General features: G+C 59.2%; 26 protein-coding genes. 12 read left to right on the top strand and 14 right to left on the bottom strand.

The window, feature by feature from the left end:
- Window positions 1-247 precede the first annotated feature (247 nt).
- Window positions 248-904: a helix-turn-helix transcriptional regulator gene (locus ACMX25_RS20275; protein ID WP_414951860.1), complete on the top strand. Its 657-nt coding sequence runs from the start codon at window positions 248-250 to the stop codon at window positions 902-904.
- Between the two features lie 20 nt (window positions 905-924).
- On the opposite strand, the gene ACMX25_RS20270 is transcribed toward ACMX25_RS20275, so the two are convergent.
- From ACMX25_RS20270 to ACMX25_RS20260, 3 genes are all read right to left on the bottom strand, one after another.
- A complete protein-coding gene (locus ACMX25_RS20270; protein WP_414951859.1) occupies window positions 925-1,191 on the bottom strand; it encodes a hypothetical protein in 267 nt (88 codons plus the stop codon).
- Window positions 1,192-1,301: 110 nt separating this feature from the next.
- Window positions 1,302-1,550, bottom strand: coding sequence for a DUF2164 domain-containing protein (locus tag ACMX25_RS20265; protein ID WP_414951858.1), 249 nt, complete (start codon window positions 1,548-1,550; stop codon window positions 1,302-1,304).
- A gap of 3 nt (window positions 1,551-1,553) precedes the next feature.
- A complete protein-coding gene (locus tag ACMX25_RS20260; protein WP_414951966.1) occupies window positions 1,554-2,990 on the bottom strand; it encodes a sigma-54 interaction domain-containing protein in 1,437 nt (478 codons plus the stop codon).
- A gap of 287 nt (window positions 2,991-3,277) precedes the next feature.
- Here ACMX25_RS20260 and ACMX25_RS20255 point away from each other — a divergent pair, with 287 nt between their 5' ends.
- The 3 genes from ACMX25_RS20255 (at window position 3,278) to ACMX25_RS20245 (ending at window position 5,947) form a co-directional block, all read left to right on the top strand.
- A complete protein-coding gene (locus ACMX25_RS20255; RefSeq protein WP_414951857.1) occupies window positions 3,278-4,678 on the top strand; it encodes a GntP family permease in 1,401 nt (466 codons plus the stop codon).
- A 159-nt stretch (window positions 4,679-4,837) separates the two neighbouring features.
- On the top strand, window positions 4,838-5,638 hold the full coding sequence (locus ACMX25_RS20250; RefSeq protein ID WP_414951856.1) for a 3-hydroxybutyrate dehydrogenase: 801 nt from the start codon (window positions 4,838-4,840) through the stop codon (window positions 5,636-5,638).
- Between the two features lie 75 nt (window positions 5,639-5,713).
- The gene (locus ACMX25_RS20245; protein ID WP_158939805.1) at window positions 5,714-5,947 is read left to right on the top strand and encodes a BAR domain-containing protein; all 234 of its coding nucleotides are present in this window, start codon (window positions 5,714-5,716) and stop codon (window positions 5,945-5,947) included.
- 64 nt (window positions 5,948-6,011) lie between these two features.
- On the opposite strand, the gene ACMX25_RS20240 is transcribed toward ACMX25_RS20245, so the two are convergent.
- Together ACMX25_RS20240 and ACMX25_RS20235 are read right to left on the bottom strand one after the other, a co-directional pair.
- The gene (locus ACMX25_RS20240; RefSeq protein ID WP_414951855.1) at window positions 6,012-8,030 is read right to left on the bottom strand and encodes an AI-2E family transporter; all 2,019 of its coding nucleotides are present in this window, start codon (window positions 8,028-8,030) and stop codon (window positions 6,012-6,014) included.
- Window positions 8,031-8,283: 253 nt separating this feature from the next.
- Window positions 8,284-10,791 (bottom strand): PAS domain-containing protein, encoded by a 2,508-nt coding sequence (locus tag ACMX25_RS20235; RefSeq protein ID WP_414951854.1) that lies wholly within the window; start codon window positions 10,789-10,791, stop codon window positions 8,284-8,286.
- A 215-nt stretch (window positions 10,792-11,006) separates the two neighbouring features.
- Between ACMX25_RS20235 and ACMX25_RS20230 the strand changes: the two genes are divergently transcribed.
- Both ACMX25_RS20230 and ACMX25_RS20225 read left to right on the top strand, forming a co-directional pair.
- Complete coding sequence (locus ACMX25_RS20230; protein WP_414951853.1) at window positions 11,007-11,189, top strand: DUF1289 domain-containing protein; 183 nt, start codon at window positions 11,007-11,009, stop codon at window positions 11,187-11,189.
- A 152-nt stretch (window positions 11,190-11,341) separates the two neighbouring features.
- Complete coding sequence (locus tag ACMX25_RS20225; protein ID WP_414951852.1) at window positions 11,342-11,677, top strand: hypothetical protein; 336 nt, start codon at window positions 11,342-11,344, stop codon at window positions 11,675-11,677.
- A gap of 59 nt (window positions 11,678-11,736) precedes the next feature.
- Here the strand turns inward: ACMX25_RS20225 and ACMX25_RS20220 are convergent, their stop codons facing one another.
- Together ACMX25_RS20220 and ACMX25_RS20215 are read right to left on the bottom strand one after the other, a co-directional pair.
- A complete protein-coding gene (locus tag ACMX25_RS20220; RefSeq protein WP_414951965.1) occupies window positions 11,737-12,087 on the bottom strand; it encodes a VOC family protein in 351 nt (116 codons plus the stop codon).
- A 14-nt stretch (window positions 12,088-12,101) separates the two neighbouring features.
- On the bottom strand, window positions 12,102-12,620 hold the full coding sequence (locus tag ACMX25_RS20215) for a hypothetical protein (RefSeq protein WP_414951851.1): 519 nt from the start codon (window positions 12,618-12,620) through the stop codon (window positions 12,102-12,104).
- Window positions 12,621-12,951: 331 nt separating this feature from the next.
- Here ACMX25_RS20215 and ACMX25_RS20210 point away from each other — a divergent pair, with 331 nt between their 5' ends.
- A complete protein-coding gene (locus tag ACMX25_RS20210) occupies window positions 12,952-13,203 on the top strand; it encodes a hypothetical protein (RefSeq protein WP_414951850.1) in 252 nt (83 codons plus the stop codon).
- A gap of 63 nt (window positions 13,204-13,266) precedes the next feature.
- On the opposite strand, the gene ACMX25_RS20205 is transcribed toward ACMX25_RS20210, so the two are convergent.
- Both ACMX25_RS20205 and serA read right to left on the bottom strand, forming a co-directional pair.
- Window positions 13,267-15,027: a winged helix-turn-helix domain-containing tetratricopeptide repeat protein gene (locus ACMX25_RS20205; protein ID WP_414951849.1), complete on the bottom strand. Its 1,761-nt coding sequence runs from the start codon at window positions 15,025-15,027 to the stop codon at window positions 13,267-13,269.
- Between the two features lie 635 nt (window positions 15,028-15,662).
- A complete protein-coding gene (gene serA / locus ACMX25_RS20200; protein ID WP_414951964.1) occupies window positions 15,663-16,883 on the bottom strand; it encodes a phosphoglycerate dehydrogenase in 1,221 nt (406 codons plus the stop codon).
- Between the two features lie 362 nt (window positions 16,884-17,245).
- Here serA and ACMX25_RS20195 point away from each other — a divergent pair, with 362 nt between their 5' ends.
- From ACMX25_RS20195 to ACMX25_RS20185, 3 genes are all read left to right on the top strand, one after another.
- A complete protein-coding gene (locus ACMX25_RS20195) occupies window positions 17,246-18,163 on the top strand; it encodes a helix-turn-helix transcriptional regulator (protein ID WP_414951848.1) in 918 nt (305 codons plus the stop codon).
- Window positions 18,164-18,320: 157 nt separating this feature from the next.
- Window positions 18,321-19,022, top strand: a complete 702-nt coding sequence (locus ACMX25_RS20190) for a fumarylacetoacetate hydrolase family protein (RefSeq protein WP_414951847.1) — start codon at window positions 18,321-18,323, stop codon at window positions 19,020-19,022.
- A 270-nt stretch (window positions 19,023-19,292) separates the two neighbouring features.
- A complete protein-coding gene (locus ACMX25_RS20185; RefSeq protein ID WP_414951846.1) occupies window positions 19,293-19,832 on the top strand; it encodes a DUF1003 domain-containing protein in 540 nt (179 codons plus the stop codon).
- Between the two features lie 157 nt (window positions 19,833-19,989).
- Here ACMX25_RS20185 and ACMX25_RS20180 read toward each other — a convergent pair whose 3' ends face one another.
- The 5 genes from ACMX25_RS20180 to ACMX25_RS20160 all read right to left on the bottom strand — a co-directional run bounded on the left by ACMX25_RS20180 (window position 19,990) and on the right by ACMX25_RS20160 (window position 24,526).
- Window positions 19,990-20,520, bottom strand: coding sequence for a GNAT family N-acetyltransferase (locus tag ACMX25_RS20180; RefSeq protein ID WP_414951845.1), 531 nt, complete (start codon window positions 20,518-20,520; stop codon window positions 19,990-19,992).
- Between the two features lie 33 nt (window positions 20,521-20,553).
- Window positions 20,554-21,120 (bottom strand): helix-turn-helix domain-containing protein, encoded by a 567-nt coding sequence (locus ACMX25_RS20175; protein WP_414951844.1) that lies wholly within the window; start codon window positions 21,118-21,120, stop codon window positions 20,554-20,556.
- A gap of 232 nt (window positions 21,121-21,352) precedes the next feature.
- Window positions 21,353-22,330, bottom strand: coding sequence for a phospholipase domain-containing protein (locus tag ACMX25_RS20170; protein ID WP_414951843.1), 978 nt, complete (start codon window positions 22,328-22,330; stop codon window positions 21,353-21,355).
- A gap of 821 nt (window positions 22,331-23,151) precedes the next feature.
- Complete coding sequence (locus tag ACMX25_RS20165; RefSeq protein ID WP_414951842.1) at window positions 23,152-23,673, bottom strand: hypothetical protein; 522 nt, start codon at window positions 23,671-23,673, stop codon at window positions 23,152-23,154.
- A gap of 667 nt (window positions 23,674-24,340) precedes the next feature.
- A complete protein-coding gene (locus ACMX25_RS20160) occupies window positions 24,341-24,526 on the bottom strand; it encodes a CsbD family protein (protein WP_414951841.1) in 186 nt (61 codons plus the stop codon).
- A 260-nt stretch (window positions 24,527-24,786) separates the two neighbouring features.
- On the opposite strand from ACMX25_RS20160, the gene ACMX25_RS20155 reads away from it, so the two are divergent.
- Window positions 24,787-25,146, top strand: a complete 360-nt coding sequence (locus tag ACMX25_RS20155; protein WP_414951840.1) for a DUF2471 family protein — start codon at window positions 24,787-24,789, stop codon at window positions 25,144-25,146.
- 181 nt (window positions 25,147-25,327) lie between these two features.
- The gene (locus ACMX25_RS20150) at window positions 25,328-26,347 is read left to right on the top strand and encodes a tyrosine-type recombinase/integrase (RefSeq protein ID WP_414951839.1); all 1,020 of its coding nucleotides are present in this window, start codon (window positions 25,328-25,330) and stop codon (window positions 26,345-26,347) included.
- Window position 26,348: the final 1 nt, after the last annotated feature.

Below are 26,348 nucleotides of genomic sequence, written 5' to 3'. Positions count from 1 at the left end.
TTATTACAATTTTTCTGGAAGCTCGGCGGCGGTATTACCGAAAAACTCAATTGAATCGTTTGCGCGGTTTAGTCTGGATCAGGAAAACATTGATTCCGGGAACATAATTGCGCCGGCTCGCACTTCAAGCCGGCCTGTTCTCGACACGGGCAAATTACGCATTACCCTGGTCTGCGAGTTCGACTCGGAGACGGGTGCGCTTATTGATACGCTTGTCGAGCCGGAATCGCGTTGGCTCGATCGCCTTATGCCGCATCTTTCACGCGCTGCACAACTGCAGGACGTGCATTACATCGCAATGCCAGAGCCTTTCGCCCGTGCTCCCTTTCTCGACGATTGGCGTCAACCGGCCATGCTCGTCGCGTTGAATGGAACGCTGCTCCGTCTTAACGATGCAACCACGCAGATGCTGGGACGAACCCAATTGGTTCAGGTCGTTGACGGCAAGCTTGAATTGCAATGCGCGGCGCAACAGCAAATTTTGGAAGAATGTCGCGTGGCGGCAGATGCGACGCGGGGGTATCGAATGCTTCGGCTGACTGAAGATCACCACGCTGAGCCCACCGCTCAGGACGCGCTATACGTGTTTTATCTCCCGGTCGCAGTGAATCGCGAGCACGCAGCGCTGCTCACGTTTTATCACCCGGATTCGCCGCCCATTGTCGATTCAGATTTGCTTGCGAGCGCGTTCGATCTGACACCCGCAGAGTGCCGCGTCGCCTCTCATATTGCGGAAGGGCGCACGCCCAAAGAGATTGCCAACCGGATTGGCGTTCAGCACGACACCGTGCGCAAACAGTTGCAGGCGATCTATCAGAAAACGGCGACGAATCGCCAGGTCGACCTGATTCGCCTTTTACTCAACCTGCCCGCGCAACCGGCGCTGGATCAGAGCCCAAGCTAAACCATAAACAAGGCCCGGCGTTACTGCGCTTTGCACGCAATCAACAGGCTGTTCTGGCCGTTGTCGCTGCTTTGATCGAGGACGTCGTAACTGCCTGCGCACAATGCGCGCGCATTTTGCTGGCAGTTACTCCAGCCGCCATTGGCCGGGCATTGGATCATGTTGGTCGGGCGGCCATCGGATGAAAAAAGCGGCGGCGCGCTGCTGCAAGCAGACAACACCGACACCGCGGCCGCAAGCGGCAACAGCGCGAAAAAACGCGATGCTCGTACGTGGAAAATTTTCATCCGGAACCCCTTTTTAACGCTGTTTTTATTGATGCCGCGAGTATGCCATGCGGAGCTTTCGGCTTGCCTCCTTAGCCATGCTGATCGCGCGATCCGGGTCAGCGTTCGCGCTACTTTTGGAGCCCCCAGATGTCGCTGTCGATCATCTCGACGCGGGCATCGATTTTCGCTTTGACATCGGCGAGCGCCTGGTTGTAGAAATGCGCGCCAATCATCTTCGATATCTCGTCAAGCCATTCCTTCGCCTCGAACTGCCCAAGCCGGGTGTCGAAGCGTTCTTGCGCCATGCGCTGCAACTGGTCGATGGCAAGCAGTTCGAGTTCGCGGGATAACAGCGTTTTGTTCTTGTCTTTGCTCACGGTTCACACCTCTATGCCCAATGCGACGATCTTCTTGTACATCGTCGCCCGGCCGATGCCAATCCGTTGCGCCGCCTCGGCCGCGCGACCGCCGCTTGCACGCAGGGCTTCCGAGAGGAAACGCTTTTCGAAACCCGCCATGGCGTCGGCGTAGGACGTCGCATCGGTTTCTTCGGCCTCGCTCGCGGGCGCAGCCGATGCCTCCGCGCCCATGAAGGCGCCGAGCGCGCGGGCATCAATATGTTCACTGTCCGACAACATCACCGCGCGCTCCAGCACGTTGCGCAGCTCGCGCACGTTGCCGGGCCACGAATACGCGGACAGTAGCCGTAGCGCGTCGTCGTGGAGCACGAACTGGCCGGCGTGACGCGGGCGGGCGTCGGCGGAAAGTTCTTCGAGCATCGCGTACACCAGCGCCTCGATATCCCCCGCCCGCTCGCGCAACGGCGGCGCGTGAATGGACAGCACGTTCAGCCGATAAAACAAGTCCGCGCGAAACCGGCCGCTGGCAACCAGCGCCGGCAAATCGGCGGACGTGGCGGCGATGATCCGGACATCGGTGCGCACGATCCGGTTCGACCCCAGCGGCTCGAACTCCTTCTCCTGCAATACGCGCAGCAACTTGCCCTGGAGCACGAGCGGCATATCGCCGATTTCATCGAGGAAGAGCGTGCCGCCATCGGCTAGTTCGAACTTGCCTACCCGGCCTTTGCGATCCGCGCCGGTATAAGCGCCCGCCGCCGCGCCGAAAAACTCCACTTCGAGCAAGGTGTCCGGAATTGCCGCGACGTTCACCGTCACGAGCGGCCGCGCGGCGCGCGTGGACGCGCCGTGGATTGCGTGCGCCAGCAGTTCCTTGCCCGTGCCCGTTTCGCCGGACAGCAGCACGGGCGAATCGACTTGCGCCGCGCGGCGCGCCTGGCGCTTGACATCGAGGCTCGCAGCACTCGTTCCGACGAAACTCGCGAACGTGTATTTGGCGCGCCGCGCCTGCGCGAGCGATTGCCGTGTCGCGATCAGTTCCTGCTGCACGCGCGAGTAATGTGAAAAGAGCGGCGTGAGCGCCTTCATTTCATCGAAGAGCGCGAAACCGATCGCGCCGACCGTCTGGCCGTAGTCGTCCTTCAGCGGCAGGCGCGTGACGACCAGCGGCTCGCGGTCCGTTTCCAGCAGATCAAGCAGGATTGGCTTGCCGGTCGTCACGACTTCGCGCATCAGGCTGTTCGGAATCACCGATTCGCAATCGCGGCCGATCGCCTCTTGCGGGTCCGAAAACCCGAAGCGTGCCGCGTAGCGTTTGTTGATCCAGACGACCCGCGCTTCTTTATCGACGATAAACGTGCCTTCGCTAAAATTCTCGAAGGTCTTGAAAAGCGAATCCATCGCGCGACGCAAAACGTCGCTGTAATCGACGGGGACATGCGTCCAGTCGTTGTGCATCCGGTGTCTCATGAAGTTTTCTCGATATTGAGACAGGATATCTCGAAACGTGGAAAACCAGCAAGATTGCCGTCAAGCATTATGTGACCGGCCGTTCGGGCGAGTTTTGGGTCACGGCGTTGTCTCGATTAGTAGACATCATTCAGGGCACATGTTACTTGGCAAAACCGCGTTCCCTTACTGGGCAAGGCTTCATGGCCTTTGGCATGAATGCTGCATAAAGGGCGCGGTCATTTCCGGACGCTTTGGCTACCGCGCCCGGACACACAACAACTAACGGAGACTTAATGTCGTTCATCATCGTCCTCGCCGCCCTGGCATTCCTCATGCTCGCCGCGTATCGCGGCTACAGCGTGATCCTGGTGGCGCCGCTCGCCGCGCTCGCAGCCGTCCTCCTGACCGAACCCGCCGCCGTCGCGCCGGTGTTCTCCGGCATCTTCATGGAGAAGATGGTCGGCTTCGTGAAGCTGTATTTCCCCGTGTTTCTGCTCGGCGCCGTGTTCGGCAAAGTGGTGGAATTGTCGGGATTCTCCGAATCCATCGTGGCCGCCGCCATTCGATATATCGGCAAAACGCGGGTCAATGCGGTGATCGTCGCCGTGTGTGCGTTGCTCACCTACGGCGGCGTATCGCTGTTCGTGGTCGTGTTCGCGGTCTATCCGTTCGCGGCCGAAATGTACCGGCAGAGCAATATCCCGAAGCGGCTGATGCCCGGCGCTATCGCGCTCGGTGCGTTCTCGTTCACCATGGATTCGCTGCCGGGCACGCCGCAGATCCAGAACATCATCCCGACGACGTTCTTCAAGACCACCGGTTGGGCCGCGCCGTGGCTTGGCACTATCGGCTCGCTGTTTATTGTCGTGGTCGGATTATCGTTCCTCGAGTGGCGCCGCCGTTCGGTGATGGCCACGGGCGAAGGCTACGGCACGTCGCTCGTGAACGAACCCGAGCGCGTGGAAAGCGCGCATTTGCCGAATCCGCTGCTCGCGGTTGCGCCGCTGGTGCTGGTGGGCGTCGCGAACTTCGTGCTGACCAAGCTGATCCCGGTCTGGTACGGCGCAAGTTATACAGTCGCCGACAACGTGCTGCCGGGCATTCATGCGCCCGTCGTCACGCCGATCAAATCGGTTGTCGCGATCTGGGCCGTGGAAGGCGCGTTGCTGCTCGGCATCCTGATGGTTGTATTGACGGCATTCGGACGCGTGCGCGAACGCTTCGCGGTAGGAACGAAAGCGGCGGTCGGCGGTGCGTTGCTCGCCTCCTTGAACACTGCGTCCGAGTATGGTTTTGGCGGTGTGATCGCGGCGTTGCCGGGCTTCATCGTGGTCAGCGACGCGCTCAAGAGCATCCCGAATCCGCTCGTGAACGCGGCGGTTTCGGTGAGTTCGCTGGCAGGCATCACGGGCTCGGCGTCGGGCGGCATGAGCATCGCGCTGGCCGCCATGTCCGATACGTTCATCAAGGGCGCGGAAGCGGCGCACATTCCGCTGGAGGTGCTGCATCGCGTGGTCGCCATGGCCAGCGGCGGCATGGACACGCTGCCGCATAACGGCGCGGTGATCACGTTGCTCGCCGTGACCGGGTTGACGCACCGTGAGTCGTATCGCGATATCTTCGCCGTGACGATCATCAAGACGCTGGCCGTGTTTTTCGTGATCGCGGTCTACTACATGACTGGGCTGGTCTAAGGCTTTCGTTTCTTGCCCGTTGCCTCGGCTTGCGTTGAAGTGCGCTGAAAATGCGTTGAAATGCATTGAACGTCGCCGGGGCAAACCCACATCGCCTGGCCGCATCTGGCAAACTTGGCCGCTGCCGCCTCCCCCTTCCTCTCCCACAGGACTTCCCACATGACCTCATCCGCAGCAGCACCGCTCGCCGGCAAAACCGCGCTCGTCACCGGATCGACGAGCGGTATCGGCCTTGGAATCGCTAATGCCCTCGCGCAAGCCGGCGCGAATCTCGTGCTGAATGGTTTCGGCGATGCCGCCGTCATCCAGGGCGCCATCGCGCAAATCGAGCAGCACGGCGTGAAAGCGGTGCATCACGGCGCGGATATGTCGAAGTCCGCCGAGATTGAAGCGATGATCGCCTTCGCCGTCGAGCAATTCGGCGCCGTCGATGTGCTCGTGAACAACGCGGGCATCCAGCATGTGGCGACTATCGATACCTTCCCCATCGACAAGTGGGACGCGATCATCGCGATCAACCTGACGTCGGCGTTTCACACCATGCGCGTGGCGTTGCCCAAGATGCGCGACAACGGCTGGGGCCGCGTAATCAATATCGCGTCGGCGCATGGGCTGGTGGGATCGGCGGGGAAATCGGCTTATGTGGCGGCGAAGCACGGCATCGTCGGCCTGACGAAAGTGGCCGCGCTTGAAAACGCGCGCACGGGCGTGACGGTAAATGCGATCTGCCCGGGATTCGTTTTGACGCCGCTGGTGCAAAAGCAGATCGACGATATCGCCACGCGTGACAACATCTCGCCGGACGCCGCACGCTCGAAGTTGCTGGGCGAGAAACAGCCGTCGGAACAGTTTGTGACGCCGGAACAGATCGGCAAGCTGGCGGTGTTCCTGTGCTCGGAAGGCGCCGACGAAATGCGCGGTGCTGCGCTTCAGATCGATGGCGGCTGGACGTCGCAGTAAAGCATGCGATGAGCGGAGCGCGTGCCTGCTGTGGAAACCGTTGGTACTATCAGGGTTCGTAGAACGGAGACTCTGATGACGGCCGAACATAATCGAACAGAAGAAGCGCGGGCGATGGAGCGCATCGTCAATGCCACGCGGCAGGTACAGACCGCGTTCACGGCGTTGCAGGGGCACTTTCCGCCTGGAGGTGACGGCCGGCCTTCGCAGATGGCATTGCAGACTTTCGACGCCGCGCTTCAGGAACTGGAAGAAGCGCAAGCCGCGTTCGACACCATGTTGAACGACCTGTTCGACGGAAATCGGTAGAAGAGTTTTAGTCCGTTCGCGTCCCGGATACCACCTGCGGCGCGAACGGAACGTCGAAACGTCCTCAAGCCCCCCGCAACACCGGCACCACGGGCGGCTTCCCCTTGGCGCTCTCGACTTCTGCCGACGCAGCCGCGTCCGGCGGATTCAATCCCTCCCACGAAATGCCATCGGTGGACTGCCGCCGGGCCGCCGCCACGCACGCCTCGACCAACTCCTTGAACGACGTAGCCGCCGAGGTCTTGCGAATCACCGCCTCGCCTTCCAGCGCGCTGTTTGGGAGCACCAATCCCACGATCAGATCGGCCGTGGCCGCGCGCTGATGCAAACGCCGCAGCAAATTGCGCAAATACGGCGGCGATTCGGCGGCATCGAATGAAATCACGCAGATCAGCGATACCCCGGTCAAATCGACCTCGTCGAAGCGCGTCCGCGAAAAACGTTCGTAGGGCGCCAGATCCGCGCCCAGCCCATGCTTGCGGAAGAGTTGCACCGCGATCGTCGCCGCCAGGTCGTCGAGCACACCGCGCCCGGCGATGCACAAAACGGACGACGTGTGGCCTTCGCGGGCGGCATCGAAGTGAGACGGCGGCGCTTCGTGCACGATGCCGGCTTCACGATCCGACATCTCAAGACTGGCCGGCGGGTCCTCCTCCTGCCTGACCGCCATCACCACGTCTTCGACCTCTTCAAGCCCTTCAACGATATCCATCGCCGATTCGTTGATGCGCCTCAATTGGTCCGAGGTCACGACGCCGCGCAACACATCTTTATGCGCGATCCGCAAACCCTCCAGCGCCACTTCGTCGTAATACGCGCTGAGCGACCGCTCCTTGAGCAGCGACTCGGCTTGCACGAGCGCTTCATCGGGATCGTTCGCCAATAATCGCTGATAGAAATTCTCCGCTGGCGTCAGCGCTGGACGGTCGCCGAACAGCACATCGAGGAATTCAAGCCGGTCCACATGCCGGCCCAGGATCACCAGGCACAAGGTCAGCGGCGTCGATAAAACCAGCCCGATCGGTCCCCAGATCCAGCTCCAGAAGATCGCCGCCACAATCACCGCGAACGGAGAAAGACCCGTGCTGTGGCCGTACAGCAGCGGTTCGACCACCTGCCCCGCGACCACGTCGGTCACGCCGAACAGCACGATGGTCCAGATCATCATCGACCAGCCGGGACCCACGGCCGCCGCGAACACCACGGCCAGCAACGCCGCGATCCAGGTGCCCACATACGGCACGAAGCGCAGCAAGCCGGTGAGGACGCCGAACAGCAACGCGCCGGGCACGCCGATGATCGCCAGCCCGATCGCGATGATCACCCCCACGCCCATGTTGATGCCAAGTTGCGCGAGGAAGTAGCGAGACAGCCGGCGAGCGGCTTCGTCCATGGCGGTCGTCGCGCGATGCAGGTCGCGCGAGCCAAACAGCCGGATCAGCCGGTCGCGCAAGTCTTCACGCTGCAACAAGATGAAGATGGCGACCACGAGCACGATGCCGGTGGTTTCCAGCGGACTGAGTATCGGCGATAAAAACCGCTGCGCCAGTTCCACGGGCGACGGCGCCGGTTCGTGGACTTCTACCGGCATCGGGGAATCGATGGGCGAGGTTGCGGGATTTTCTTCGTTCTTGCGAATTTCGTCCTGGCGATTCGGCGAAAGGCGTTTGAGCGCCGTCGCCGCCTTGCCGAGAAACGCATCGGCCCGGCCAATGGTCTTTTGCTGCACCGAGTCAATCTTCCGTTCCACCGCAACCTGATACTGCGGCAGGTCGCCGGCGAGCTGCGCCACCTGAGCGCCGATGAGCGCGCCGACCGCGGTCAGCACCGACAACGCGACCAGCACGGCCACGATCACCGACGGCACCTGCCCGAACTTCAGCCGCCGCAACAAGTCCACGAACGGCGCGACCAGGAAGCTCAACAAAACAGCGAGGATGATCGGAATCAGCACCGCGCGACCGAAATACAGCACGCAAATCACGACTACACCGGTAATTAGCGATGTCAGCGCCCGCAATCCCGGTCCTTCGGGCGGCAAAACCACGGTTGACGGCCGACGGGGCACGGGATCTTGATTCATGACTGCGTTCTCGTTAATGACGCTATAGGGACATAAAGACAGCGCGGAATCAGACGCAGCAACGCACGCGCTAGTCCGGGCAGGATCGCGACGCGGGCGCACGTTTTCCGTGTCTGGATTGCCACGAGCCGGTGTCCGGCGGCTCGGGTATCGAAGGAACGTCGACAAGTCTGAGCAAACGACATGCCATTTGCGCCAAACGGTGAGGTAATACGGGAGCACAAAGGTGAGGTTTTACGGGAGCGCTCGGCGCCTATTCGTCTGTCACGCTCAGCGTCACCATCCGGCGAATCCGGCTCGCCATGGACTCCAGCGTGAACGGCTTGGTAATCATTTCCATGCCGGTATCGAGGAAACCATTCGTGCGGGTCGCCGCTTCAGCATAACCGGTCATAAAAAGCACTCGCAACCTGGGCCGCGTCGCCCGCGCGGCATCCGCCAGTTGCCGGCCGTTCAGACCGGGAAGCCCGACGTCAGTCACCAGCAAGTCGATGCGCACATCCGAATTAAGGATGATCAATCCGGACGGGCCATCGAACGCTTCGAGCACCTGATAATCCAGATCGCGCAGGATCTCGCACACGAGTTCTCGCACGGACTCGTCGTCTTCCACCACCAGGATTGCGTGCCGCCCGGCCGCACGATGCGCGTCGTTCAGTTCGCTCGCGATCTCCTGCGTGCCCGGATCGCCCGAAAAACGCGGCAGATACAGCCGGATCGTGGTGCCGGCGTCGGGCGCGCTGTCGATCGTCGCAATCCCGCCCGACTGCTTCGCAAACCCGTAAGCCATCGATAAACCCAGCCCCGTGCCCTGGCCCAGCGGCTTAGTCGTATAGAACGGGTCGAAGGCGCGCGCCTTGACGTCGGCCGGCATGCCCGCCCCCGTATCCGACACCGATACCACCACGTAAGCGCCCGGCGCCACATCGGGATGGCGCGCGGCGAAGTCGTGGCCGAGTTCCACGTTGCCGGTTTCAAGCGTCAGCCGGCCGCCTTCCGGCATGGCGTCGCGCGCGTTGATCGCGAAATTCAGCAGCGCGTTTTCAAGCTGATTCGCGTCGCAGCGCGTGAGCCACAAATGCGGATTGCGCACCACACGCGTATCGATCGCTTCGCCCATCGTCCGCTTGAGCAGATCGTCGATGGAATGCAGCAGCTCATCTGCGTTCACCGGCTTCGGGTCGAGCGGCTGACGCCGCGAAAACGCCAGCAGCCGATGGGTGAGCGATGCCGCCCGGTTGGCCGCACCGGTCGCCATCGAAATAAACCGCTCGATGTCATTGGTCCGGCCAAGCTGGGTGTATCGGCGGATCAGTTCAAGCGGCCCCGTAATGCCTTGCAGGAGATTGTTGAAATCGTGCGCAATCCCGCCCGTGAGTTGGCCAAGCGCCTCCATTTTCTGCGCCTGGCGCAGCGCTTCTTCGGTTTGTTGAAGCGCCCGCTGAGTTTCCTTTTCGCTGGTGACATCGCGGCCGTTGCCGTAAAGCGCATCGCCTTCGGGCGCAGCAACCCACGACACCCACCGGTACGAACCATCCTTGTGGCGATTGCGGTTCTCGAACCGCACCAGTCCCGACCGTGCCGCCGACAGCAGCGCGGCTTCGGTAGCGTCGACGTCATCAGGATGGACGATTTCCGCGAACGACTTGCCGATCAGCTCGTCCTCGCGGAAGCCGAGAATATCGGTCCAGGCCGGATTGACGGCCCGCAGCACGCCCGCGCTGCTAGCGACAATAAACAGGTCGCGCGAGTTGCGCCAAATGCTGTTGCGCTCGCGGGTACGCGCGTCGACTTCGGCGGCGAGCGAATCGTTCAAGCGCCGCAATTGCGTCTCGCTGACACGCAGGCGTTCTTCGAAGCGCTTATGCCCGGTGATGTCGTAAGTCACGCCGAGATAACGCAAGCCGCCCGCCGTATCTGGAATCGCTTCGCCACGGCGTGCCATCCAGCGCTCCTCGCCGTTGTCCGGCCGGCGGATGCGGTACTCCAGATAATCGAGCGCGCCCGCAGGCATGTCGAGATGGCCGGCGCGTACGCGCTCGCGGTCGTCAGGATGCACGAGTTCCAGCAGGTCATCGAGAGGGTATTCATGACGGGGCGTCAAACCCCATTGCCAGCACAATTCTTCGGAAACGGCCAAGCGCCCGTTGTGCGGAAATATCTCGAAGGTGCCAATTCCGCCCGCCTGCTGCGCGATGCGCAGGCGCTCTTCGCTTTCGCGCAAAGCCCGGTCGCTTGCATGGCGCTCGATAGCGAGCGCCGCGATGCTCGCTACTTGCGCGATGTCCTCCAGTTCTTCGCGCGATGGCGTTTTCGGGATTGCGTAGTAGTTGGCGAACGTGCCGAGCAGGCGGCCGTCGGCGGCCTGGATGGGCATGGACCAGCACGCGCGCAAGTCGTATTGCCGGGCGATATCGCGGAAAGCGGCCCAAACCGGATCGGTCTGGATATCTTCCACGATCACCGGCTCGCCGCGGAACGCCGCCGCCCCGCATGACCCCATCAACGGCCCGAATTCCAAACCGTCCACGATGCGGTTGTATTCATCAGGCAAACTCGGCGCAGCGCCGTGTATGAGGCGCTTCCCTGTTATATCGACGAGCAGAATGGAGGCTCGCAACCGCTGTTCAGAGCGGCTTTCCACACGATGCACCACGTGCTCAAGCACCTCGCGCAACGGCATGCCCGCCACCACACGCCCGAGCACGGCCCGCTCGAATTCAAGCTGGCTTAGCGTGGAGAACAGAATGGGTTTCGGCATGGTCGTCCAGCAAAAGCCGGTATGTCGGTCGGCGCAGTGCAACGAGCGAAATGGTTCCAAATATTAGCACTCGGTCTCGCAGGGCCCCGGGCGCCAATTTACGCTTAGCACGTGGCGCGCCTATTGTCCCCATGCAGATTATGTTTTAGGTCCGCGGGCATACATCGTGCGAGATTCAGACGGTCTGGCTAACGCGTACGCGCAATGGATATCTAATGGCCGTGGAGTCTCCCTGCATCAATATCTGCAAATTCGACAGTAAAACCGGTCTTTGTGTAGGTTGCTTACGGACAAAGGACGAGTGCAAGCAGTGGAAGAAACTGAAGAACAAAACCCGGACAAAAATTATCGGCCAGCGGCCCAAACGCGAGGCTAAGCTTAAGAAGCCGGGCAAGTAAAACAATGCGTGCATGACCCACGCAATCGCTTTGTTTGACACGCTTTTGACACGACAAAAACGCGTGCTTGGTGACGTACTTAAATGACGTGCCAAGTGACGCGACAAGACGGCAAGGACACGAAAAAACCCACTTACTTAGGGAGTTCAGTCATGACCATTATCGTTACGTTGAAGCGCGTTTTATCGGTTTCCGCCGCCGTGCTAGTCACGTCGTTTGCTACTCAGGCGGTCCATGCGCAAAGCATGAGTATGGGTTTGAGTCCCAATGACGACATGCGCGCTCCCGCTAACAACCCGAAGTTAATGCCGAATGCGCCGCTGGGCAGCGAGTATCCGTCGCACGGCAATCAGCAAGCGGGTGAGATGAACCTGAATCCGACCGATCCGCGTGCGCAGTTGATCAACGGTCTGCCCAATAACACGCAAAGCGGTGGTTATGGCTCACCGTTGGCGGGGAACAAGTCGAATGTGCCGCAGGCCAACTAAGTTTTTGACGGTTGTGCCATTCGATGTTGAAGGCGCGGTCTTTCGCCAAGGTGGCCGGTTCAGGTGTGGGCAAGCACATTGACGAGCTTGCCGAACGGATCGCGCACGTAGAAACGTCTGACGCCCCAAGGTTCATCGGCGGGCCCGTATTCAATCGGGAAACCCGCGGCTTTCATGCGCTCCAGGGCGGCGTCCACGTCGTCTACCTCGATCGACAGGTCCGGCACCGGTGTGCCGGATCCGCCCTCCGAGGCCACGCTAACCTGGACGCTCATGGCCGTCTCTGAACCGAAGGTCTGAATCCAGCCTTGGTCCATGAGCAGGTTCAGACCCAGCACCTCCTGATAGAACGACCGGGCGCCGGCCACGTCTTGCGCGCCAATGTTGGCGACTATGCGCTTGACCTTCATCTTCATCTCCTCCTTTACGGTGCCGAGGGTGGATACGGTAAGGGCTTTGCCTTGGGATCGGTGGTCGTGTTGTCGATGACCTTCTCGACATCCGCCGTTTTTGCCAGCTCCGCGAGGAATCTGTCTTTATCGAAACCCGGCGATACACACCCTTGCACGTAGATAAACCTGCGCTGCAGCAATAACCATAACGATGTTTGCTCGCGCCATTGGGTAGCAAGACTGATCATGCTGAGCCGACGTTGAACCGCTTCGGCTATCTCGGCATCGTAGCGATACGAATTGGACAACCGGCATCGCCCTTCCACCCAGCAGCTATTGCCGCGCTCGATCCGGTAATGCGCGTCGTTATTCCATTCCTGCTCCGTCTCCAACGGCCCCAAAGGAGCCGGGCATGCGGTGATTGCCTTGGATATCTGGAAAAACGGATCGTTTCCGCGATTACTGCGCAGGTCGCCGGCAAGCGCTGAATGGCTTGCTATCGATATAAATGCCAGCAAACACCAGGCGCAACGTTGAATAAGCAATCGCATTTTTGTCGTACTCACGCGGTTCTTAAGCAGGTGTTTTAGATCTCTTAGCGACGAATATAACCGATCGATTTACTCCCTCGGGCAACGCAACCATGCGGCTCGCTGAAACTTTACGCCTTCTCGCGGCCGAGTCGATCCGCATGCAATTCGAGTCGCATTGTTCCCGCCTATGAAGCTCGTTAACGATTTCTTCATCTTGCGTCGATGGAGTTCCTTAAAGCAGCGTCGCAACATGGCCCCACGCGAGCCCGGACGCTCAGCCGCCCGGTATCGCCTTTTTCGGCCAGTAGTTTGCTGACCGGTCCAACCTCGGCTTTTGGGAGAAATCAACATGAAGACGCTTAGAATCGTGGGGGCATGCGCTGCTGCCCTCCTCGTTGGACAAGCATGGGCGCAAGACCAGCCTATGACCGCACAAACCACCGCACAGCCCGCGCAGGACGTTGGCGGCATAACGGATATCTCCAGAAGCGATGCAGGCATGCCAGCGGGCCTGACGCGGCAACAGGTCTACCAGGATCTCATTCGTTCACAGCAATCCGGAGAACAAAGCCGGTTGCAAGAGATCTATCACGGGAATTGACCTTGGCGTGAGCTTCCAATCCGCGTGACGGGCGTCCGGCACGCGGACTACAGAAAGCCTCCATTAATATCCAATCCGCTTTTCGAGGTTACGAAATCGCCCTGTCGATCGATAGTGATCGAACCACGCATTCGTGCGCAACTCGCACAGGCGGGACGATCGCTCGGCCAGCGCCACATCGAGCCAATGAAACATCTCGTCCTGCTTGCCCAGCCGGGCGTAGATCTCCGCAAACAGCAGCGGCGACGTGTAAGCCGACTGCCGCCTCGCCAGTAAGTCCTGCAAGTACCATTGCAGCACTGCGTCGTATCCGCTTGCTTCCCACACGGTCCGGATCACATCGGCTCTCGCAAAGTCGTTGCAACGCGTTAACGCATCGACGGTCGCTTCCACCGCTTCCTTGTACGCGCCCTGCGCTTCGAACGCGATCGACAGCACCTGATAGATCAATGGCGAACGGTTGCCATGCCCCTCGGTCAGAAACTCCCGGGTGACTTCCTCGTACCGGCCCGATAACACTAGTCCGAAGATCCGTGAACCATCGAATGTGAGCGGGTCAAGCCGCTCCGCCCGCTCGAACTGCGCGCGCCCCTCCGTCTCGCGCCCAAGCACCATCAACAGCCGCGCGTAGAGGCGGCTGGTTTCGGCGAGATTGGGATTCAGGCGCAGCGCTTCGAGAAATTCCGTCTCAGCCTTACGCCAGTCCCAGTCATAGAAATAGTGCACGCCAGCCAGCGCGTGATGCGCTTCCGGCAAGTCCGGGTCAAGTTCCAATGCGCGAAGCGCGGCTTCCCTGGCCTTCGGATAACCTTGCGATGGCGCAAACAAGCCATGCGTCACGGTCGATCCATAGATATTCGACAAACCGGCATAACCAAGCGCGCAGGTCGGATCACGCTCGAGCGCGGTCTCGAAGTAGCCGAGCGCACGCGTGAAGTCCTCGCCGCTCAGTCCGTGATGCGCGGCGAATCCCGGGTGAAAATGAACCCGGCGCAACCAGTAATACTTTCCGTGCAAGTACGCATCGTGCGCCGCCGGATCGATCGGCAGGTGCCTTGTCAGCGTGAGCCGCTGCTGCTCCACGAGCGTCGGCCAGACATCCCGCGCCAGCGCGGTTCCAACCTCCTTCTGCATATCCATCGAACCGCTTGCCGACGGCTCATAAGCACGGCCCCAGATCTGCGCCTGGTCCGTACAGCGAATCAGTTGCGCCAGGACGCGCACGCGTCCGCCCTCTCGCGTGAGCGAACCTTCCAGCACATAGTCGACCGCCAACTCATGCGCCATCTGCGCAATGCTCTTGTTGGATCGCCGATAACTTGCAGCCGTGGTCCTGGCAATCACGCAGATCTGTTCCGCATGCGACATGCCGATGTTCGCGGAAGTCTCGTCGGCGAGGGCATCGCAGAAACTGTCCTGGGCCGGGTCGCCGCTTTTATTTTCGAAGGGCAGCACCAGCGCGCGAAAGGCGGCCGGCGCGACCGCTTCCGGCTGCACGGGCGACATCCGAACGCCATCGAGCCGATAACCCTTGCCCTTGATAGTAAGCAGATACTTCGGGTCGTCCGGATTCTCGCCGAGCGCGATCCGGATTTTCCGGATCGCCGTGTTAATGCTGTTGTCGGTATCGCGATACGCGTTGCCGCTCCACAACATCCTGACGATGTCAGCGCGCGTAACCAGCTCGCCACCGCGCGAAACCATGAAAATCAGGAGTTCCATCGGCAAGCGTTCCAGTCGGATGTGCTGGCCCGCACGGCGCAATTCGTAGCGCTCTACATTGAGTTCGACGTCCCCGATCCTGATGGCTTCGTGCGTATTCATGTGCCCTCCAGCGAGATCGATTTTTTATGTGCGCGCGATCAAGCGGCGCCACCTCCGGTTGCATGATTCATCCCGAATGACGCCATGGATGCGAGCGTCACGCACAGCATGTGAAAGATGACAAAGTGAAAGTCTTAAGCGCGCCTGCCATGCTGACGTGCAAGATCGTGCTGCGCTGGCATCGTCTCGTTTCGGATCGTGAGCGAATCCTCGAGCATAGCCCTCCCGGAATCATCGGGCGCGCACGAATGCACAGGGTCCGGAGTGCGTCGCGTTGTTGTCTGCGTAAGAGCGCTAACGCTCTACTATCCTAGGACGCGACTGCATGTCATATCCGCCATTCTTGTGAGAATGTTGGCCGACGCCCGAGGGCGGCGCATGCAACGGATACGCTTGCCTATGACCGATGGCTGGATGCCAACTCATACGGGCTTTCGCTTTGCAAGAATTGAGTAGATGCGCTGGGTGCTAGCGGGGGTGATGCGGGGAATTCGATCGCAATAAGCTAAGCACCACGACGCTTATCGATACAAAATGCGTAATCGTTCTCAGCTTCACCTAGCTGATCTTGCGTTGATGCAGTGGTGAAAAGGGACCGGCTTCCATTAGTCGCGCGGTCCCTCAATGACGCCGGATTATTTGACCAGCAGGCGCGTTCGGATGAAGCCCGGTTCGCGGGCCAGCGCCTGGATCAGTTCGTTCGATGGGGTTCTATCGAGGTCCGTTACTACGTAGCCGGTCTGACCCTGCGTCTGCAAATGCTGAGCGACAATGTTGGCGCCCTCGCCCGCCAGCCGGGTGTTGAGCGTCGCGAGCGCACCGGGCGCATTGCCGTGGACGTTGAGCAGGCGCGCGGGCGCGTCGAGCGGCCCCGGATTGACATGCGGAAAATTGACCGATCCCACTGTGTCGCCGGTCGTCAGAAACGAAATAAGTTTGGTCGCGACTTCCGTCCCGATGTTCTCCTGCGCTTCCTCCGTGCTGCCGCCCACATGAGGCGTCAGGATCACGTTAGGCAAATGCTGAAGCACGCTTTTGAAAATATCCGCGTTGGTCTTGGGCTCCTCCGGGAATACGTCGATGGCAGCACCGCCCAGCCGCTTCGCCTGCAGCGCTTGTGCGAGGGCATCGATATCAACCACCGAACCGCGCGATGCATTGATCAGGATCGCGCCGGCCTTGAAACACGCCAGCGTTGCTGCGTCGATCATGCGGTTCGTCTGGGCCGTTGCGGGCACATGGAGCGTCACCACGTCGGCATGAGCGACCGCGTCGGCGAGCGATTGCGCCGCGCGGGCAGAACCCAGCGAGAGCCGTGCTTGCACGTCGTAATACACCACGCGCATTCCCATCGCTTCGGCAAGCACGCCAACCTGCGAGCCGATGTTTCCGTACCCAACTATCGCAATGGTCTTGCCGCGCGTTTCGAACGATCCGCTGGCTCCTTTGGCCCAGGTTCCAGCATGTGCCAGCACGCTCTTTTCGGGCACGCGGCGCAGCAGCAAGATAGCTTCAGCGATCACCAGTTCCGCGACGGAGCGCGTGTTCGAAAATGGCGCGTTGAACACGGGAATTCCTGCATTCGCGGCCGCGTCCAAATCGACTTGGGACGTGCCAATGCAGAAGCAGCCGATTGCGAGCAGATGGCGCGCGGCATCTATTTCCTCGCGCCTGAGATGCGTTGCCGAGCGAATCCCGACCAGGTTATGTGCTTGAAGTGCGCTCGTTAAATCCGTGCCGGCGAGCGCACCCGCGCGGCGCTCAACCTCGAGTTTCGCTTCGCTGAAACGCGCGACAGCGGTGTCGTGGATATTTTCAAGTAGAAGAACAGAGGTCATAGAACGCTTATGTGCCAGTGACGGGGGCCATGCATGCGCCCAGCAGGTGGTGTCCGGGTAATATTCGCAATTTCGTCGCGCTCGATCATGCCGGACGGATCGACGCCCAAGCTTCAAACGTCCCGATGATGTTACCGCTTGCCGGGCATTCGTATTTTCTACCCTACTGCGCATGGGGCCTTTGGGCTTGTGCGTCCTTCCACGTTGTTTGGCGGCGATCTGGTGGCTATTGAGTGGATAAGGCAACGCTTTGGGCGAAGCGGTATGCTTAAGGCTTGCTTTAGGCAAGACAACATTAATTTTCTTACGATAGCCACCGTGTATTCGTCGAAATCGCCAGCCCTTAAGGGAAACGGAATCTCGCACAAGAATTCGTGCCAATGAGCGCAATCGTCAAACGCTCTTCCCGAACCTATGCGATGCCCGAGCGCAGTGATCGCCTCGACTTTTATATTCGCGACCAGACCTTACGCTCCGCGATTACGGAACCGCACAAGCACGACTACTTCCAGATCCAGATCAATCTGGGGGGCGACACGCAGCAGCAGATCGGCGATGTAACGCGTCCGTTCCCAACAGGCTCATTGGCGTTCATCGCGCCGCATCGGGTGCACATGATTCCGCACCCTGAACACTCACGGTTCATCGTGATCAATTTCGCGCTGGACTTCCTCGGTCTTGATGTCGATGCAGTCGATGGCCGGATCGACCTTGGCAGTGTTCCCATCATCCGGTTTCCAGAGCTAGCGCCCTTTCGCTTCCAAGATGAAACCGATTTCAAGCTGACGGAGCCGGACCTCGTCGAAGTCGAACGCATCGTTCACCTTATGATGGAAATAGACAGTGCGCGCGGGTTTGGTGCGACTAGCCGGCTTCGTGGTTATCTCCTGCAATTGATCGGACTTGTTTGCGCACGATATGCGGACCCGCTGATGCAACTGGCGTCGCTTGGTGAGCGCGCGGTGAACCGCCGCGACTCCATCAGCAAGGTGATGCGTCACGTTCTGGCGCACCTCGAAGACGACACGCTTTCGCTGGGGTCGGCCGCAATCGCAGCAGCGTTGACGCCCGGCTATGTTGCCCGCCTGATGAAAAAGGAAACCGGCAGGACGTTCGTGCAATGGGTAACGGATCAAAGAATCAGCCGGGCAAAAGCATTGCTTGCAGACGATACCCGTCGCGTCAGGGACATCGCGTTCCTGGTCGGCTTTCGCGACGAAGCCTATTTCACCCGACGCTTCCGGCAGGCGGTAGGAATATCGCCTACGGAATACCGGGCGTCGCAATTCGAGCCATAGACTCCTGCCCGTCCTTTCGCTGGCGGGATCCGGAATAGAGCAATTTAATCCAAGGCGTAGGGCGGATTTGTCCTGCACGAGAGGTGGGCCGAAGCATATTGTCTGTAAACGTCGCGATGATCCGCGCCAGACAACTTCCAACTTCGAGCTTTCCGCCATGACCGAATACGTCTTTCCCGCTCCCCAAACTGTTGCTGTGCCCGTCACTGGGTCGAATGCCGCCTTCGCGGTACGCCGCGTCTTTTGCGTAGGACGCAATTACGCCGATCACGCGCGCGAGATGGGCGCCAATCCTGATCGCGAACCGCCGTTCTTCTTTACGAAACCGGCCGACGCTGTCGTTCCTGCAACGGGAACACTTGCGTACCCGATGCTCACCGACGACCTGCATCACGAGATAGAGATGGTGATTGCCATCGGAAAAGAGGGCCGGCAAATCGAGCCGAACGATGCGCTGTCGTACATCTTCGGCTACAGCGTGGGCGTGGACCTCACGCGACGCGATCTGCAAGCGGTCGCCAAGAAGATGAGCCGGCCGTGGGACTGGGCCAAGGGCTTCGACGAATCTGCGCCTGTAACCGCTATTCGTCCTGCAAGCGAGATCGGTCATCCGGGCAGCGGCCGCATTTGGTTGACGGTCAATGGCGAGACGCGGCAAACGGGTGATCTCAGCGACCTGATCTGGCCGGTTGCGGACATCATCAGTCAGGTGTCGCAGGCGGTTGTCATCAAGCCGGGTGACCTGATTTTTACCGGTACGCCGGCGGGCGTCGGTGCGTTGAAACCGGGCGATCAGGTCGCTGGCGGCGTTGATGGTATTGCAGACTTTCAGTTTGAAATCGGCAAGGTTAAGGGCTGATTTCAAGAGCGTTGTCAGCCGTATGCTGTGCTTAGCAACATACGGCTTTCTTCACTCGGTCTCGGACGAAGTCAGCACTCACTCTTGCTGGCTTTGTCGCTTCGTGGCAAAGGTCTTCCTGGATGCACCAGGCTCCCGAATAACCTCACCTAAGCATTGATAACGCCTGTGCTACTCGCGTTCATTGCTTGCTTTTATGAGTGCAACGCTAACGCCGACTGTGTATAACAACGGCACCGTTACGTTAATCGCCAAGCGAGAGAGCACACCATGAACAGTCCCATTCCGCCTGACGAACAGCACAAAACCAAACAACATCACTTACGGTTTCATCTGCCATACGTGCACCTTTCGTCAGTATTCGGCGACGACTGGTTTGCGCTAAAAGCCGAGCGGTTTGCACGCTTCTTCGGAACACCCACTTTCCTCGTCGGGCAAACGATTATTGTTGCCGTGTGGATTGGCATCAATGTCGCCGGCCTGACCAAGTTCGACGTTTATCCTTTCATTCTTCTCAACCTTGCGTTTAGTCTCCAGGCCGCTTACGCCGCGCCTTTGATTCTGCTTGCGCAAACGCGGCAAGCGGATCGCGACAAGGTCAATGCCGACGCCGATGCGCGGCATCGCGAAGACCTCGCCTCCGCGAATGAAGCGCGCCAGTTGCAAGCGGCCCGACAGACCGATCAACTTGTTGCCTTGCTCGAACAAAATACCAAGTTGACCGAGATCACGAAGCAAATGAGCGAACGTATCGAGGCATTGACGCGCGAAGTACATAACCGGATAGAGCAGTCAAACATAAAACCCTAAGTGCCCTGAAGACTGGCGCTCTAATTACCGATGCAGTCTTCCGCAAGTTCGCAGGAAGGTTGCGACGACCCAGCCGCGAAGGCGGTTGATCGTCACGGCAATATCGTCTGTAATCCGAATTAAAATTTAATTCGGAGCGCGAACACAAAAAAAGCGCTTATATCTGCCGAGTGCCAATTCGCTTCCAATAAATCTTGGTACCCGTCAGCCCGCCATGCGGCTTCAGCGCATAGTCGGGAATCTCTCCCGCAAGAGTGAACCCGAGACGTTCGTAAAGCGTCGACGCTCCACCATCGGTTGCCGTGTCGAGAACCAGCAACGTACGTCCGCGCTTCGCGGCCATATTTTCTGCGGCCTGCATCAGCGACAACGCCACTCCTCGCCTGCGATAGCTAAGACCGGTCATCAATTTGGCTATTTCTGCCCGATGCGGTTGATTAGGCGGACAGTCGAGCAACAGGGTGACGGTTCCCACCAGTCTCTTACTGTCCCACGCGCCGAGAACCACTCGTTCGCCACGAGTTGCGGCAGCCAGCGCATTGGCCCAGAACGCATCCGCGGCTTCGGGCTGCAGCGGATGCATGAAGCTGACCGAACCACCGTTTGCGACAGTCTCGATCAAGAGCCCGCTGAGCATCTCGAACGTCGTCGATGATGCGTGTAATTCGCTGATTTCAATGTTCGACATCGGGCATTACATCCCTTAAGTCCATTAAGTTCATTAAGTCCGGGCGAGAACAACGAGATAGGTACAAATCGATGCGGTTTCGTTCGCCAGGGTTACCTCCGAAGGCGGACCAAACCCCAGGCAATCGCCGGCGCTCAAAGCGTACCGCTCACCGCCTTCCAGGATCACGAGATCGCCTACCAACACCCACACGACCTGGCGGATATGAGCATAAGACGATGAAGGCAACACCACCTGTCGTCCCGCCGGCAGATCGACCTGAACAATCTCCACCGGATGGTCCGGGTTGTTGAATACCTGCTTACGCAGATAACCGGTCTTGGGATCGCGCCAGAGCGGTTGATCGGCCGCCCGCGACAAGCGGTCTCCATTGCCCTCTGCTCTCACCAACAGGCCCGCAAGCGTTAAATCGAAGGCGCCGGCCAGTCGCACCAGCGTGACCGCGGTGGGGCTGATTTCCTCGCGCTCAATCTTGCTGATCGTCGCCTTGGCGACTCCGGAGGACTCGGCCAAGTCCGCGAGTGACCATCCGCGCGCACTTCGTTCAAGCCGAATACGGCGAGCGATGCGAGGTCCGGTATCGTCTATTAATGATCTCATACCGTCCATAATAGTAGACGATAGGGACGTCCGCAAGATGCGTTCAGAAACGTGAGAATTGGTGCGTGGAAGGACTTGGACTCGAGGTCAGGTTTTTGGAGCACCCCGTCAGCAGATGCGGCGCTGAAAGTGAGAGCGAAATACGCGCGATGGGCGTTCGTTCACCGAATGCGTTGCAACGCGCCACTTGATGCGCGCCGGCCGAAGCCGCGCGATCCATTTTCAATGTTCTTCAGACAGCTTTCGTCACCGGCGCCGTGGCAGCAGAATCGCTCGTGCCTGCACGCCCGGTTTCAACATGCCCCGCGAGACGACGCTGGAATGCCGGGTTGGATGGCATCGTGACATGCAGGTCGTACCGGTTACTGCTGCATGACAGATCCCAGTGATCCTCGGCGGTTTTGATCGCAGGCACCGTGATTGATCGCGGCGGCTGGCCGTATGCCAAATCGGTCACCGTGAAGACCACCGGCGCAGTGCCCTGATTGCCGAGCGTCAGATAGACATTGCCGTTGGCCACGTCGTAGCACGTCACCGTCTCGGCTTGTACGGCAGCATCGGCCGCCACCGCACCTGTGAAGCGCCGGAAGTATCCGTTCGGACCAACCACGCTCAACGAGTATTGGCCGTTCTTATCGGCGGGCCACGTATCGGAAAGCTGCTTGCCTGCTTCGACGGTATAACGCTTGGGCATCGCCGTTGGGTCAGCCGTGTACACATAAAAATTTGCGCCCACCTTGCCTGTGTTCGCGAAGCTCAGCGTGTATGTCTGGCTTTTCACCTGCAACGTGCCGTTCACATGCAGCTCATAAGGCAATGGCCGCGCCGGACGCGTGCCCGGCTCCTGCGCCGCGATAGCCTGAGGCGCGGTCGCAGCCGGCGCGGTCTGGCCGGTCGGCAATGCGCATTGCATATCGGCCGCTGCGATGTATCCGGTCGTACTCGGCAGCGGCGGCACGGTGGCATCAGGCTTCGAAAAATCGAACGCCGACGTCAAGTCACCGCATATGGCGCGACGCCACGGCGTGAGGTTCGCTTCAATCACGCCAAAACGTTTTTCGATAAATTGCAGCACCGACGTGTGATCGAATACTTGCGAGCAAACGAAGGCCCCGTTGCTCCACGGTGAGACGACGGTCATCGGCACGCGCGGTCCGAGCCCATAAGGCAGGTTGTCGGCCGTGTAGGTCCCGGCTTGCGCGGCGGTCACCACCGTGTGGCGTTCGAGTGTTCTATGGGGAGCGGTTGGCCGTCCGCATACGTACGGCAGCCGATTTCAGGCATATATGTCGACGATAGGAAAATACTCAGGATGACGAAGCAGGCGTAGCGGCCGACGGTCAGCTCATCTTCGCCGATACGGATGCGCCACCACACGCCGATTGACTCGGTGAATCCGAACTACCGCAGGCGGACAGCAACAGCCCGGGAAGTATCGACGCGAATATGAGCGCGCAGAGTCGAAGTTTGCATGGCAGTCTCAGGAAGGATCGGAGTGAACGGATACCTTTGGCGAATACCAATCAAAGCGATGCACCGAAACGATGGCGCTGAGAATACCGTTCGTTTATGACAGGCCGGTGGGGAAATTTGAAAAGATACGGTAGGGATTGTCGATATGTGAACGTCTTGGGATCAGATGCAATTCGGGTTACGCAGGTCGAGGCTTTGCGTTGGTATCCAGTTCCCGAAAAAGCTCACCAACGACAGTCCAGGTCGTGAGAGTAGCGCTTATTGCAAGTCGCTTCGAACAGATGTTCGAAGCATTTTCGGTCTTGGGGTGAGCTGATACGGGAGCTCGCCGCGAGCGCAGTCAACTGATGGGAATGGCGTCTCTTGCGGTACAAGTTTTAATCTGGAGTCCGTATTAGACAGGATTCACGATACAGACAACGAAGGGGTGAAGGCGGGCGGAGTCAGTGGAGCATCTGACATTGATACGCTCGAGACGAGGTCATGCGTCCCCGTCTATTTGACTTTACTGTGCGATCTCGTAGGAGGCACGACTAACTCCTCAGTGCCCACGAGATATCACCAAAATTTGACGCGTAGCTGAAACCCAATCGTGAAGGGCAAGTCGCTGGAGGGAATCGGCGGAATCAGGATGATGTTCGCGCCAATGCGACCGTACTCAGCCATGATGAGCGGCGCGAGGACCGGGCCGAGCTTGTGATCGTGGCCGATACCCCACTTGCCGTAGTCGTATCCCGAGATCAACCCGCCCATGGCGGCCAGCCGGACATAACCCCAATGCGCGAATTCCGGCGCCCAGACACCGCCGCCATAAAACGAAGGCGCCGTCAGCGAGTTTCGAAAGTAACCGCCGGTCAGCGCCCACTGCGGGGAAATCCAGCATTCAACGCCAATGCCTGGATTGAATTGATCAAAGTGCTTTTTGGGATGGACGTGATATGAACCGACCATCGCATCGGCCCATAGGCCGTCACTACAAACCTCAGCCGCTGACACATTCGATGCCGCACCTAATGCCAACAACGCCGCGAGCATTAGCGGGACGCGGGTCTTTTTTGAGACAGTTGCTGACGTTTTCATTCGGCTCAAACCTGTGCGTTCTGCCGTCGCGGTCCGGGCGACCACGCCTTTTTATAAGAACTTTGAGCGGAACTTTACATGAACGCCTTGGGCATTTGTGTGAAATTGGGGCTTGATCTTTCGTGGGTTGAGGACAGTCATGGGTGGGATGTTTGGCTAAGGCTGCAGTGTTTTTCGCCTCGTCGACTTGGTCTTCGCCGCAGATGGCTCCGCGAATGCCGACGGAATGGATGCGGACGCGTGGCTTCTTCGACTAACGCGATCGGGATCGGGATCGGGCGAACTTGGCGCTATGGATCGCCGGCGGCGGTCGGAACTTGATGCGCATAAAGTTTTCGGGCTGCGCTCCGAGAAGGAACGAGCAGGCAACGACTTAAATCTCGGACGCTGCTGGCGCTACGTTCAGCCGCCAGCTTGTAAAAATAAGAGGAGCGGGCTGCGTCACTGAAACCTGGTGGAGCAAGCCCTAGTCCATGAAGTTTCCCCAGCAGCGTGAGAAAAACGCTGTCCCGCGATACTCTGATATCGATGCGACAGAGTAAGACTAACGCGTCCATGCAAAAGGCCGTTCCAAATTGCTTTGGAACGGCCAATCATCTGAGATGCAATGACCGCAGCGGCTACAGCGGCCCTTAGATAGCTACTCGCTGCATCCTGGCGCGATCAATCAAGGCTTTTTGAGCGAATCCTTTACGTTTTCACGCGCATCGCCAACACCTTTTTGCACCTTGCCCGCGGCCTGTTGCAAATCACCCTTGGCTTCTTGACTCTTATCGCCGGTCACCTTGCCAACGACCTCGTTGACTTTGCCCTTGGCCTGATTCACTACACCGTCTTTCTGATCCTTGTTCATCTTGATCTCCTTTCGTATTGAGACGCGAAATCCCGGTCTCCTGAGATTCGCGGCGTCATGTCAGGGAAAGCGCCCTGACCGTGTAATCAGAATGGCGATTTCGGACGCGCCAGACCAGCCGCACGCGTCTGATTCCCACGTAGGCGGAATCGCACATACGCGCGGAGCGCTCAGCGCGACTCTAGAGGAACATTGCGATTAGTACTGTATATTTGTACAGTACATATCTTGGCGCAATGGCATGAATGGAGGAGAACACAATGGACTTCGACGAAGATCGTATAAAGAGCCCCGAATTCGCACGCACAGTGCGTGACCTCGAGCGGATTACGCGCGATATAGCCCAGCGCTACATCGTGCAAAGTGTGCCTTTGACTTGGAGATTGTTGCTCGCTATCGAGGCAGAAGCGCTCGCGGATCTCGGTTTTGCAGGGCGACATGAGTCCGCGCTCCGCGCGTTGTTTGCGCGCCCGGATGACATGGCTTTTCCCGAAACCGATGATCTCGTCGATTTCAGGGCGTCGAATGCGTTACCGCCCGTATTCGTATTTGCAGTCGATGCCTACGAATGTGCGGCCCGCGCCGGGCACCCTGAACTGGCGTTAGCCGCGTCGCATTGATCTCTGAATTTGAAATAGCGCGAATGACGAGGGTGGCCGCCGAGAGCCTGGCGGCCGTTCTCTTTTTGAACAACGTCAACCTTGCGGCAAAACTCGAGCACGTTAGTGTGATGGACATCGCCGGCAGCTTTCGCGTAACCTGCCGGGGTACACCTTTCACAACTAACGGATTTTCCGGCTAATGACCGCCCACCCGAAAACTCGCGAGATTTTCAATCACGAGCGCGCTAATTGGTACACCGATCCGCGTAGCGCGTTTGATTCCTGGATGGCGCATCAAGCATTCAAAGCATCTTCCTCGGATGTCTACCGAGCGCAATGGGGGCTTTTTCTCGAATGGCTGACCAGTAAACGAATCGATCTCCGAACGGTAGACCGACTTGCCATCGAACAATTTGTCACCCAATTAGAGATTCGAAAACCACAGCGCGTTCGCTATCTTCGCCTTATCGAACGGGTACTCGATCATGTACGCGAGATCGAAATGGCATCGACGAATCCAGCTCGCTTCATTGCGCAGGACGGCGAGGCTCCATGGCGAGACGCACGCGAAAACGAGCCAACTGGTTTTCTCGCACACGGTGAACGGGCAGCTCTGATCAGGTATCTTTTCTCTCCAATCGGCGATCTGCCGACAGGGCAGCTGTGGCGCGAACGGCGCGATCGTGCGCTGGTCAGCGCGTTCCTGGGCGGCGGGGTAAAGACGGGTGAGGCAGCGGCGCTGACCGTTAGTAACTATTCATGGAGCCAGCCATGGCTCACCGTCGAGGCGACCAACTCCGCATTAAATCGGGAAACCCGGCTCGCACCCTTTGCAATCGCCTTACTCGATAATTGGATCAGCGAGCGCAAGACGGCGCGATTACTCGGCGACCTGCTGTTCCCATCCGCGCCGTCAGGACGCCCGATGCACAAGGCCACCATGCTGCGCGCGATCGATGCCGTGATCGAAGCGGCAGGCATCGCCAATTCCCGGGCGGCACGCGCCAGTCCGCAAACCTTGCGCAATACATTTGCGGCCGAGTTATTCGAAAGTGGCACAGCGCCCGAGCGTGTCGGGCAATGGCTCGGGTTCCAGCAGCAAATCTCGGCGCATCGGCTGCATCGAGCATGGCAAAACTGGATAGGTGAGGAAATACGGGAGCGGGATCAAGCCGAGGCGCGAGAAAGCGGGGACGAGGCGAACCACGCGTTCAAATAGC

Source organism: Caballeronia eucalypticola (assembly GCF_047608185.1).
GTDB lineage: Bacteria > Pseudomonadota > Gammaproteobacteria > Burkholderiales > Burkholderiaceae > Caballeronia.
Note: the sequence above shows the minus strand (reverse complement) of the source record. Positions and strands in the feature narration are given on the sequence as shown.

Bases quoted from the DNA above. Each gene is read 5' to 3' on its own strand.
- ACMX25_RS20245 (WP_158939805.1), top strand. From the start codon at position 5,714: ATGACGGCCGAACATAATCGAACAGAAGAAGCGCGGGCGATGGAGCGC.
- ACMX25_RS20175 (WP_414951844.1), bottom strand. From the start codon at position 21,120: ATGAGATCATTAATAGACGATACCGGACCTCGCATCGCTCGCCGTATT.
- ACMX25_RS20195 (WP_414951848.1), top strand. From the start codon at position 17,246: ATGAGCGCAATCGTCAAACGCTCTTCCCGAACCTATGCGATGCCCGAG.
- ACMX25_RS20165 (WP_414951842.1), bottom strand. From the start codon at position 23,673: ATGAAAACGTCAGCAACTGTCTCAAAAAAGACCCGCGTCCCGCTAATG.
- ACMX25_RS20250 (WP_414951856.1), top strand. From the start codon at position 4,838: ATGACCTCATCCGCAGCAGCACCGCTCGCCGGCAAAACCGCGCTCGTC.
- ACMX25_RS20180 (WP_414951845.1), bottom strand. From the start codon at position 20,520: ATGTCGAACATTGAAATCAGCGAATTACACGCATCATCGACGACGTTC.
- ACMX25_RS20230 (WP_414951853.1), top strand. From the start codon at position 11,007: ATGGCCGTGGAGTCTCCCTGCATCAATATCTGCAAATTCGACAGTAAA.
- ACMX25_RS20220 (WP_414951965.1), bottom strand. From the start codon at position 12,087: ATGAAGGTCAAGCGCATAGTCGCCAACATTGGCGCGCAAGACGTGGCC.
- ACMX25_RS20185 (WP_414951846.1), top strand. From the start codon at position 19,293: ATGAACAGTCCCATTCCGCCTGACGAACAGCACAAAACCAAACAACAT.
- ACMX25_RS20270 (WP_414951859.1), bottom strand. From the start codon at position 1,191: ATGAAAATTTTCCACGTACGAGCATCGCGTTTTTTCGCGCTGTTGCCG.
- ACMX25_RS20210 (WP_414951850.1), top strand. From the start codon at position 12,952: ATGAAGACGCTTAGAATCGTGGGGGCATGCGCTGCTGCCCTCCTCGTT.
- ACMX25_RS20240 (WP_414951855.1), bottom strand. From the start codon at position 8,030: ATGAATCAAGATCCCGTGCCCCGTCGGCCGTCAACCGTGGTTTTGCCG.
- ACMX25_RS20225 (WP_414951852.1), top strand. From the start codon at position 11,342: ATGACCATTATCGTTACGTTGAAGCGCGTTTTATCGGTTTCCGCCGCC.
- ACMX25_RS20255 (WP_414951857.1), top strand. From the start codon at position 3,278: ATGTCGTTCATCATCGTCCTCGCCGCCCTGGCATTCCTCATGCTCGCC.
- ACMX25_RS20190 (WP_414951847.1), top strand. From the start codon at position 18,321: ATGACCGAATACGTCTTTCCCGCTCCCCAAACTGTTGCTGTGCCCGTC.
- ACMX25_RS20205 (WP_414951849.1), bottom strand. From the start codon at position 15,027: ATGAATACGCACGAAGCCATCAGGATCGGGGACGTCGAACTCAATGTA.
- ACMX25_RS20160 (WP_414951841.1), bottom strand. From the start codon at position 24,526: ATGAACAAGGATCAGAAAGACGGTGTAGTGAATCAGGCCAAGGGCAAA.
- ACMX25_RS20215 (WP_414951851.1), bottom strand. From the start codon at position 12,620: ATGCGATTGCTTATTCAACGTTGCGCCTGGTGTTTGCTGGCATTTATA.
- ACMX25_RS20260 (WP_414951966.1), bottom strand. From the start codon at position 2,990: ATGCACAACGACTGGACGCATGTCCCCGTCGATTACAGCGACGTTTTG.
- ACMX25_RS20275 (WP_414951860.1), top strand. From the start codon at position 248: ATGCCGCATCTTTCACGCGCTGCACAACTGCAGGACGTGCATTACATC.
- ACMX25_RS20235 (WP_414951854.1), bottom strand. From the start codon at position 10,791: ATGCCGAAACCCATTCTGTTCTCCACGCTAAGCCAGCTTGAATTCGAG.
- ACMX25_RS20155 (WP_414951840.1), top strand. From the start codon at position 24,787: ATGGACTTCGACGAAGATCGTATAAAGAGCCCCGAATTCGCACGCACA.
- ACMX25_RS20150 (WP_414951839.1), top strand. From the start codon at position 25,328: ATGACCGCCCACCCGAAAACTCGCGAGATTTTCAATCACGAGCGCGCT.